The organism is Pseudoalteromonas sp. Z1A8, from assembly GCF_011378855.1.
Lineage (GTDB): Bacteria > Pseudomonadota > Gammaproteobacteria > Enterobacterales > Alteromonadaceae > Pseudoalteromonas.
Genome location: NZ_WTLB01000131.1, coordinates 327 through 685 on the forward strand (window position 1 = coordinate 327; position 359 = coordinate 685).

General features: G+C 47.4%; 1 rRNA gene (only partly in view). It reads right to left on the reverse strand.

The annotated features are described in order from the left end of the window. Positions 1-232, reverse strand: a 16S ribosomal RNA gene (locus GQR55_RS20000) (its annotated part extends 326 nt beyond the left edge of the window); the annotation flags it as partial. Between the last annotated feature and the right edge of the window lie 127 nt (positions 233-359).

Sequence of the window (359 nt, forward strand, 5' to 3'; positions counted from 1 at the left end):
CAGGCTCATCTAATAGCGAAAGGTCCGAAGATCCCCTCCTTTCCCCCGTAGGGCGTATGCGGTATTAGCATGCGTTTCCACATGTTGTCCCCCACTACTAGGCAGATTCCTACGCGTTACTCACCCGTCCGCCGCTCGACGCCTGTAGCAAGCTACATCGTTTCCGCTCGACTTGCATGTGTTAAGCCTGCCGCCAGCGTTCAATCTGAGCCATGATCAAACTCTTCAGTTAAAGAACTTGCTCACTCAAATCGTATTACACTAACTATAACTTAATCGATCCATTGCCTAAGCAACAAACCAACATAAAGCGATTGCCGTGTAGACTCTCGTAAGACTTCAATTTTTTTGATCAACTA